This window comes from Micromonospora sp. NPDC047074 (assembly GCF_040643815.1).
Taxonomy (GTDB): domain Bacteria; phylum Actinomycetota; class Actinomycetes; order Mycobacteriales; family Micromonosporaceae; genus Micromonospora.
Genome location: NZ_JBEYVB010000074.1, coordinates 1 through 8,403, shown reverse-complemented (window position 1 = coordinate 8,403; position 8,403 = coordinate 1). Strand labels below are relative to the sequence as shown.

The 8,403-nt window shown below is 72.9% G+C and carries 8 protein-coding genes and 1 pseudogene; 5 read left to right on the top strand and 4 right to left on the bottom strand.

From position 1 onward, the window contains the following. Positions 1-303, bottom strand: a pseudogene (locus ABZ809_RS34285) (hypothetical protein); the annotation flags it as partial. A 573-nt stretch (positions 304-876) separates the two neighbouring features. Here ABZ809_RS34285 and ABZ809_RS34280 point away from each other — a divergent pair. Then, a complete protein-coding gene (locus ABZ809_RS34280; protein ID WP_357566812.1) occupies positions 877-1,218 on the top strand; it encodes a hypothetical protein in 342 nt (113 codons plus the stop codon). Further along, the gene (locus ABZ809_RS34275) at positions 1,215-1,874 is read left to right on the top strand and encodes a nucleotidyl transferase AbiEii/AbiGii toxin family protein (RefSeq protein WP_357566811.1); all 660 of its coding nucleotides are present in this window, start codon (positions 1,215-1,217) and stop codon (positions 1,872-1,874) included. Before ABZ809_RS34280 ends, ABZ809_RS34275 begins: the two co-directional genes overlap by 4 nt. A gap of 51 nt (positions 1,875-1,925) precedes the next feature. On the opposite strand, the gene ABZ809_RS34270 is transcribed toward ABZ809_RS34275, so the two are convergent. Continuing rightward, positions 1,926-2,828 (bottom strand): SDR family oxidoreductase, encoded by a 903-nt coding sequence (locus ABZ809_RS34270; protein WP_357566810.1) that lies wholly within the window; start codon positions 2,826-2,828, stop codon positions 1,926-1,928. 211 nt (positions 2,829-3,039) lie between these two features. Here ABZ809_RS34270 and ABZ809_RS34265 point away from each other — a divergent pair, with 211 nt between their 5' ends. Next, positions 3,040-4,833: a 5'-nucleotidase C-terminal domain-containing protein gene (locus tag ABZ809_RS34265; protein WP_357566809.1), complete on the top strand. Its 1,794-nt coding sequence runs from the start codon at positions 3,040-3,042 to the stop codon at positions 4,831-4,833. Positions 4,834-4,896: 63 nt separating this feature from the next. On the opposite strand, the gene ABZ809_RS34260 is transcribed toward ABZ809_RS34265, so the two are convergent. After that, positions 4,897-5,088 carry a hypothetical protein gene (locus ABZ809_RS34260; protein ID WP_357566808.1) on the bottom strand — a complete coding sequence of 64 codons (192 nt, stop codon included), beginning with the start codon at positions 5,086-5,088 and terminating at the stop codon, positions 4,897-4,899. Positions 5,089-5,268: 180 nt separating this feature from the next. Further along, the gene (locus ABZ809_RS34255) at positions 5,269-6,399 is read right to left on the bottom strand and encodes a geranylgeranyl reductase family protein (protein ID WP_357566807.1); all 1,131 of its coding nucleotides are present in this window, start codon (positions 6,397-6,399) and stop codon (positions 5,269-5,271) included. Positions 6,400-6,547: 148 nt separating this feature from the next. On the opposite strand from ABZ809_RS34255, the gene ABZ809_RS34250 reads away from it, so the two are divergent. Both ABZ809_RS34250 and ABZ809_RS34245 read left to right on the top strand, forming a co-directional pair. Further along, entirely contained in the window at positions 6,548-6,784 is a 237-nt protein-coding gene (locus ABZ809_RS34250) for a hypothetical protein (protein WP_357566806.1), read from the top strand. 85 nt (positions 6,785-6,869) lie between these two features. Next, positions 6,870-8,336, top strand: coding sequence for an MFS transporter (locus ABZ809_RS34245; protein ID WP_357566805.1), 1,467 nt, complete (start codon positions 6,870-6,872; stop codon positions 8,334-8,336). The last annotated feature ends 67 nt before the right edge of the window (positions 8,337-8,403 follow it).

Genomic DNA, 8,403 nt, shown 5'->3' with positions numbered 1-8,403 from the left:
CGCGGTCGCGATGGAGACCACGGCGGCCCGCTCGTCCATACCGGCCTTCTTCGTCGCCGCGATGATCGCCTTCACGCTGTCGACCTGCTCGTCGGTCAGGTCGATGCGCGACTGGGCACCCTGCACACCGTGCGGAACCAGCTTGCCCTTGTCCACACCGGCCGGCTTGTCAGCCTGCACGGCGGCAACGGGCGTCGTGTCGACAGTCGTCGGGGTGCTGTCGGTCATCGGGCCGGCGGCCACACCACCGGCGAACGCCAGACCGGCGATACCGAGAACGCTGTTACGGATGAACGTGTTCATGGGGGACGCTCCATTCGGGGGTTGGCACCCACACACCGAAAAGGGGGATCGGCTTGTGCGGGTGCAAGCACCGTCCGGCGCTCGATGAACGAATGGGGGATCTCCGGCGTGTCCTGCCGGAGGAAAGATCAGGGGCCGGGCTTGTCGTGGGGCGGGGGATGCCCTACACGTCGGCCCGCGACCATGTGTAACGACCGGCGACCCACCATCATTCCGGGGGCTGGCCTGGCACATCACCGTGCCCTACTCGGTCGTACGCATGGTGTAACGACCCCCGGCCGGCCACGATTCCGCCCCCACGATGCCCCCGGTCACACCCCCAGACCGGACATACGCCTCACCGGCGGCTGCGGGCGACAAATCGGTGGCCCCGCACCGGGCACCCGCGCCGCGACCGGGCACCAGCCGCACGGGGCATGGGTGGCCGCACGCGCGATCTTGGTTCGAAACGGCCCCTGGAGGGGCGAATTCTTGCCAAGATCTCGGGGTGGGCCGCCCCGAACACGCTGGCGCGGCGCGACACCAGGGGAAACCGCGAGCCCAACCCGGCCGACCTGGCGTTACCCTGACAGCATGCAGGCCCTCTCCCCCGCTCCGACCCGCGCGGCCCACCTGGCCCGCCCGGGCCGGCCCGTCGTGGTGGCCCGCACGCTCGCCGAGCTCACCGGCCCCACCCGGGGCGTGGTGGAACTGCCGGTGCGGCTGATGTGGAACGCGGACCGCACCTTCGACCTGGGCGACCCGGACGAGCTGCTCTGGATGTACGAGAACGTCCTGCGGGAAACCACCCGGGCGGAGGATCTGCGCCTGTTCGTCAACGGGCGCGTGCTGCGCCGGGTGTGGCGACTGCTCAACCTGCCCCGGGGCGTACGCCAGGCGTGGGAGAGCCGCCACCGGGGGCTGCGTACCGCGTGAGCACCGCCCACCCGCACGACTTCTACCGCGAGGTGGCCCGGGTGGCCCTGTCCGCCGCCGGGCCGTACCGGTTCGTGCTCGGCGGTGGGGTGGCCTGGGCGGCGCACGGGCTGGTGACCCGCCCGACGGAGGACGTGGACCTGTTCGCCGACGTCGAGGGGGCGGCCGCGGCAGCCGCCGACGGCGTCCGGGCGGCGCTGGGACGCGCCGGTTTCGAGGTGACCGACGCCGATCCGGACAGCGAACTGGCCGAGCTCTTCGACGGGTTCGACCGGGACCTGAAGGACTTCGTGGTGAGCCGGGACGGGCGGCGCATCCGGCTCAGCCTGGCCCGCCTCGACCGGCACCGCAGCCCGGTGGTGATGGACCTCGGGCCGGTGATGGACGTACGCGACCTGATGGCGAACAAGACCGCCGCCCTGGTGAACCGGCGGGAGGTCCGGGACTACATCGACGTGGCGGCGGCCCTGGAGCACCACGACGTGGCGGAGCTGCTGGACCTGGCCCGCCAGCTCGACCCGGCCCTGGACCCGGCGGACGTCCGGGCGGCCGGCCGCTATCTCGACCGGCTGCCCGACCGCCGCTTCGCCCGCTATGGGCTGGATGCCGCCGCCGTCGCCCGGGTCCGCAGCCGCCTGGTCCCCTGGCCGCGCTGACCGCGGGCGGGTCCGTGACCGGCCCGGCGGGAACCGGGGCGGGCCCGATGATCACTTCGTGGGGCGCCCACCCGTCACACCGAGGACTTCGCCGGTGACGTAGCTGGACTCCTGGGACGCGAAGAAGACGTACGCCGGGGCCAGCTCGGCCGGCTGGCCGGGGCGCCCCTCCGGGGTGTTCTGGCCGAACTGGGCGACCTTCTTCTCCGGCATGGTCGCCGGGATCAGCGGCGTCCAGATCGGGCCGGGCGCCACCGCGTTCACCCGGATCCCCCGCTCGGCGAGGTCGGCGGCGAGGGCCTTGGTGAAGTTCGCGATGCCCGCCTTGGTGGTGGCGTAGTCCAGCAGCTGCGGCGAGGGGTCGAACGCCTGGATCGACGACGTGTTGATGATCGCCGAGCCCTCGGGGAGGTGGGGTATCGCCGCCCGGCAGAGCCAGAACATGGCGTACAGGTTGGTCTTCAGCACCCGGTCGAACTGCTCGTCGGTGATGCCGAGGATGCCCTTGTCCTGCGCCATCTGGTAGGCCGCGTTGTTGACCAGGATGTCGATGCCGCCGAGATCCCGCACGGCCCGCTCGACCAGCTCCTGGCAGTGCCGTTCGTCGGTGATGTCACCGCGTACCGCGATGCCCTTGCGGCCGGCCTCCTCGACCAGCCGGACGGTCTCCCGGGCGTCGGCGTCCTCCTCCTCGCCGAGATAGGAGATGAGCACGTCGGCGCCCTCCCGGGCGTACGCGATGGCGATGGCGCGGCCGATGCCGGAGTCGCCGCCGGTGATCAACGCCCGTCGGCCGTCGAGCTTGCCGCTGCCCCGGTACGACTCCTCGCCGTGGTCGGGCTTCGGGGTCATCTGCCCGGTCGAGCCGGGCGGGGTCTGCTGCTGCTTCGGTTGTCCCTCCTGCTGGCCGTACTGGCTGGTGGGGTCCTGCGGGGTGTGCTGGTCCTCGCTCACCGGGGTCTCCTCGCGCACTGGGCGGATCTGGGTCTCCCACCGCCCTACCCTGCGGCGAGGCGCGGAAACGGTCGCCCCGGCGCGAACGCCCGGGTGCCGGGCACCGTGGCCGGCGGAAACGTCCGGGGCTGCTGTGGCGGACGTGAAAGTGCCTCGTTATGGTGCGCTCGGCGCTCGCCGGGCGCCCCGAACCCCCATGGAAGGGCACGTCATGACCTCTACCTCCGGCCCGTCGCGTCGGACGGTGCTCGCCGCCGCCGCGACCGCGGCGGCGAGCGTGCCGCTGATCGCCGCCGCCCCGGCCCAGGCGGCCGGCCCGGCCCGGTCGCGTACCTGGGACCTCACGATCCTCGGCACGTCCGACACCCACGGCAACGTCTACAACTGGGACTACTACTCCGACGCCGAGTACGACGACAGCAAGCACAACGACGTCGGCGTCGCCAAGCTGGCCGCCCTGGTCAAGCAGATCCGCGCCGAGCGGCGGGGCAAGGCGACGCTGGTGCTCGACGCCGGCGACACCATCCAGGGCACGCCGCTGGCCACCTTCTACGCCAAGCAGGAGCCGATCACCGCCACCGGCGAGACGCACCCGATGGCCCACGCGATGAACGTGCTCGACTACGACGCCGTGACGCTGGGCAACCACGAGTTCAACTACGGCCTGCCGCTGCTGGCCAAGTGGATCTCGCAGCTCGGCTTCCCGGCGCTGGCCGCCAACGCCGTCAACGTCGCCACCGGCAAGCCGGCCTTCCTGCCGTTCGTCATCAAGAAGGTCGACGTCGGCTTCGCCGCGCCGCCGCTGCGGGTGGGCATCCTCGGCCTGACCAACCCGGGCAGCGCGATCTGGGACAAGGCCAACGTCGAGGGCAAGCTGCGGTTCGACGACATGATCGCCACCGCCGCGAAGTACGTCCCGATCATGCGGGAGCGCGGCGCGGACATCGTGCTGATCTCCGCCCACGGCGGCGACAGCGGCACCTCCAGCTACGGCCCGGAGCTGCCGAACGAGAACCCGACGGCGCTGATCGCCCAGCAGGTCCCCGGCATCGACGCGATCCTCTTCGGTCACGCCCACGCCGAGGTCGCCGAGAAGTTCGTGGCCAACGAGCGGACCGGCGAGCAGGTGCTGCTCACCGAGCCGTCGAAGTGGGGCCAGCGGCTGAGCCGGATGGACTTCACCCTGGCCCGGGAAAAGGGCCGCTGGAAGATCGTCAAGAAGACCGCAGCCCTGTTGAACACCAACACCGTGACCGAGGACCCGAAGGTCCTCGCGGCCGTGCGGGCGCAGCACCAGAAGACCGTCGCGTACGTGAACCAGGTCGTGGCCCGCTCGACCGTGGAGCTCTCGGCGGCCGAGAGCCGCTACCGGGACACCCCGATCCTGGACTTCATCAACCACGTCCAGACGGAGGTCGTCGGGCAGGCGCTGGCCGGCACGTCGTACGCGGACCTGCCGGTGCTGTCGATCGCGGCGCCGTTCAGCCGGACCGCCGTGTTCCCCGCCGGCGACGTGAAGATCCGCGACGTGGCCGGGCTGTACGTCTTCGACAACACCCTCGAGGCGGTCGTGCTCAGCGGCGCGGAGGTGCGCGCGTACCTGGAGTACTCGGCGAAGTACTTCCGGACCCTCGCCCCGGGCGCCCCGGTCGACCCGGCGGCGATCAGCGATCCGGCCGTGCCCGACTACAACTACGACGTCATCTCCGGCCTGGACTACGACATCGACATCTCCAGGCCGGTGGGCCAGCGCGTCACCCGCCTGGTGCTGCCCGGCACCGACACCCCGGTGGCGGACAACGCGCAGTTCGTGGTGGCGGTGAACAACTACCGGCGCAGCGGCGGCGGCAACTTCCCCGGCATCGTCAAGACGCAGGTCTACAACGAGCAGCAGGAGATCCGCCAGTTGCTGATCGACTGGGCGCAGGCCCGGGGCGTCATCGACCCGGCCGACTTCTACCAGCCCAACTGGAAGCTGGTACGCGAGGGCGTGCCGGTCTTCTGACGCCGGGACCGGACGGGCCGTGGGTGGATCGCCCGCGGCCCGTTTCCGTCTGCCGGTCGGCGGTCAGGCTCCGTGCCGCAGGTCCCACCGGTCCCGCTCGTCGCCCGGGTCGGGCAGGTCCCGCCGCGGATCGGTCTCGGTCAGCGCGACCCGCTCCTCGGGGCGGACCGCGGGCGGCAGCTCGCCGAAGCGTACGTGCCGCAGGAAGGCGAGTTCGTCGTCGGTGAACAACGCTCCGGAGCTGTCCTCCGCCATGACTTCTCCCCTCGACACCCTGATTCTGGGCGTCGGTGGTGGCCGACACCACCCCTAAGGCATCCTAGGATCCTGCCCCATAGCGTCGAGGCCGGCGCCGATCCTGGTCGGGGCCTTCGTGCGGGTCGCGCCCCGCACGAAGGCGGTGCGGGCGCTGACGAGGGCCCGGCCGGACGGGGCTCAGGCGGCCGGCAGCCGGTCCAGCAGCGCCAGAGCCGCCCGGACCGGGGCGCGGGACATCGTCTCGTCGAAGCTCGCCCGCCCCTGGCAGAACCGCACGAACATCCGCCAGCCGGGCGGGGTGGCCAGCAGGGCGTGGAACACCCCGGGCCGCCGCGCGAACACGTCGAGCAGCCGGTGCCCGGCGCGCATGGACGGCACCAGGCTCCGGCCGACCGCGTCGTCGTAGCCGGGGAGGTCACCCGAGGCGACCGCCGCGCCGGCCAGCTCACCGGAGCGCAGCGCGTAGCTGATGCCCTCCCGGCTCCACGGCTCCAGCAGGCCCGCAGCGTCGCCGGCGACCAGCACCCGGCCCCGGCGCAGCGGGGAGTCATCCGCGCGGCAGCGGGTCAGATGACCCGAGTCGTGCGCCGGCTCCACCCCCGAGAGCCCCAGCCGGTCGACGAACCCGCGCAGGTAGGCACGGGTGCGCTCCCCCTCGCCCCGCGCGGCGATCACGCCGACCGTCAACCGGTCGCCCTTCGGGAAGACCCAGGCGTACGACCCGGGCAGCGGGCCCCAGTCCAGCAACAGGCGGCCCCGCCAACGGGCCTGCTCCCCCGGCGGCACGGGCAGCTCCAGCTCCAGCCCCAGGTCGACCTGCCGGTGCCGGACCCCCACGTGCCGGGCCGTCACGCCCGACGAGCCGTCCGCGCCGATCACCGCACGCGCGTGGATCGTCTCCCCGTCGGCGAGCCTGAGGCGTACGCCGTCGGGGTCCTGCTCCACCGCGCGGACCGCGACACGCTCGCGGACCTCGGCACCCGCGGCGACCGCGGCGGCGCGCAACCGGTCGTCGAACTCCTCCCGGCGCACCATGGTCACCAGCGGACCCGCGGGATGCCGGCGGGTGAACCGGCGTCGCCCGTCGCGGGTGAACGTCACGCGGTCGACCCGGTCGTGCGCGGGCACCTCGATGCGATCGGTGACCGCCGCGAGCGAGGTGCCGATCAGGCCGCCCCCGCACGTCTTGTAGCGCGGGTGCGCGGCACGCTCCACGACCAGCGTGCGCAGCCCCGCGCGGGCGGCGACATGGGCGGCGGAGAGCCCGGCGGGGCCGGCGCCGACAACGGCGAGATCCCAGACGATCACTGGAGCAGCCTAGGGCAAGCCGCCGCGCCAGACGTGGTCGGCGCGGCCGCGCCACCGCCCGATCGGGTGGGCATCTTCGGCCATCCACGGGGTAACCGCGCGGCGTGAACCGCCCGCCCACGGGCGGGCGAGGCGAAGGAGGAGGACCATGCGGCAGGTGCAACTGTCGGATGTCGAGCAACGGGTGTACGACGCGGTCTCGGCGCTGGAGGCCCAGGGACAGGTGCCGTACCCGGACCTGATCGCCGAGAAGGCCGGCCTCACCGAGGAGCAGTTGCGGGCGCCGCTGCACCAGCTCACCGAGAAGAACCTGCTGCACCGGGAGGACTCGCCGATGGCCGGGCTGGACTTCGGCCCCCGGTTCTGCGCGCGCCAGATGGCGTGATCCGCCGGGCGCCCCGCGACGGTTCGCCTCCCGGGGGCCGGGGTAGCGCCAAGCGGTGCGCGGACACCGGCCCACGGGAGGCACGATGAGTACGGCGGGCACGCCTCGACCGGCGGACGCCAGCGGACCGACGGACGACCGGCGGCGCTGGCAGGCCCTCGGGGTCGGCCTGGTCGCCGCCTTCATGACGCTGCTCGACGTGAGCATCGTCAACGTCGCCGTCCCGTCGATGGACCGCGCCCTCGGGGCCTCCCCCAGCGACCTGCAGTGGGTGCTCTCCGGCTACGCCCTGACGTTCGGGCTGGTCCTGGTCTCCGCCGGGCGGTTCGGTGACGCGCGGGGCCGGCGCAGCGCGTTCGTCTTCGGGATCGCCCTGTTCACGGTGGCCAGCGCCCTCGCCGGGCTGGCGACCTCCCCCGCCTGGCTGATCGCGGCCCGGCTGCTCCAGGGCGCCGCCGCCGGTGTCGTCAATCCGCAGGTCAGCGGCCTGATCCAGGAACTCTTCCGGGGGCCCGAGCGGGGTCGGCCCTTCGGCCTGCTCGGGGCCACCATCGGCGTCTCCACGGCCGTGGGCCCGCTGCTCGGCGGTCTGCTGATCGCCATCGGCGGCGAGGAGCACGGCTGGCGGTGGGTGTTCTTCGTCAACATCCCCGTCGGCGTCGTCGCAGTGGTCCTCGGCTGGCGGCTGCTCCCCAGCCGCCCGGCACAGCCACGGGACAGCCGGCGGTTGGACCTCGTCGGGGTGCTGCTGCTCGGGATCGGCGTACTGCTGGTGCTCCTGCCACTCGTGCAGCAGGATTGGCGGACCCCGACGAAGTGGCTGCTGGTGCCGGCCGGGCTGGTCGCCCTGGCCGGCTTCGGGGCGTGGGAACGGTGGTACGCGAGGCACCGCGACCCGCTGTTCGACCTGCGGCTGTTCGGCTTCCGGTCGTACGCCCTGGGTGCGTTGATCGCGCTGGTCTACTTCGGCGGGTTCACCGCCATCTTCTTCATCTTCACGCTCTACCTGCAGAACGGCCTCGGTTACAGCGCGCTGGTCGCCGGCCTGGCCATCACGCCGTTCGCGCTGGGCTCGGCCGTGGCGTCCGCGCTCGGCGGCCGGATCGTCGACCGGTTCGGTCGCCCGCTGGTCGCGGTCGGGCTGCTCACCGTGGTGATCGGGCTCGTCACGGTGGTGGTCGTGCTCGACCTTGCCCCGGGCGACGCCGCGGTGCCGTGGTTGACCGCGGCGCCGCTGCTGCTCGCCGGGCTGGGCAGCGGCCTGGTGATCGCACCGAACCAGACCCTCACCCTGGCCCAGGTGCCGATACCGCAGGCGGGCAGCGGCGCGGGCATGCTCCAGACCGGCCAGCGGATCGGTTCCGCCGCCGGGATCGCCGCCGTCGGTTCGGTCTTCTTCTCCTCGTTGGCCACGAGCGACGGGGACTTCTCGTTCGCCTTCCGGCACTCGCTGCTGCTGGCCGCCGGCGTCATCGCGCTCGCACTGGTGGCGGCGCTGCTCGACGTCGCCGTGGGCCGCCGCGCAGACGCCGCTGGCCGGCACCCCGGGTAGGGGTGCCGGCCAGCGGCTGTGCGCGTTGCGGGTCAGCTGTTCCAGTGCTCGGCCACCAGGTCGGCGG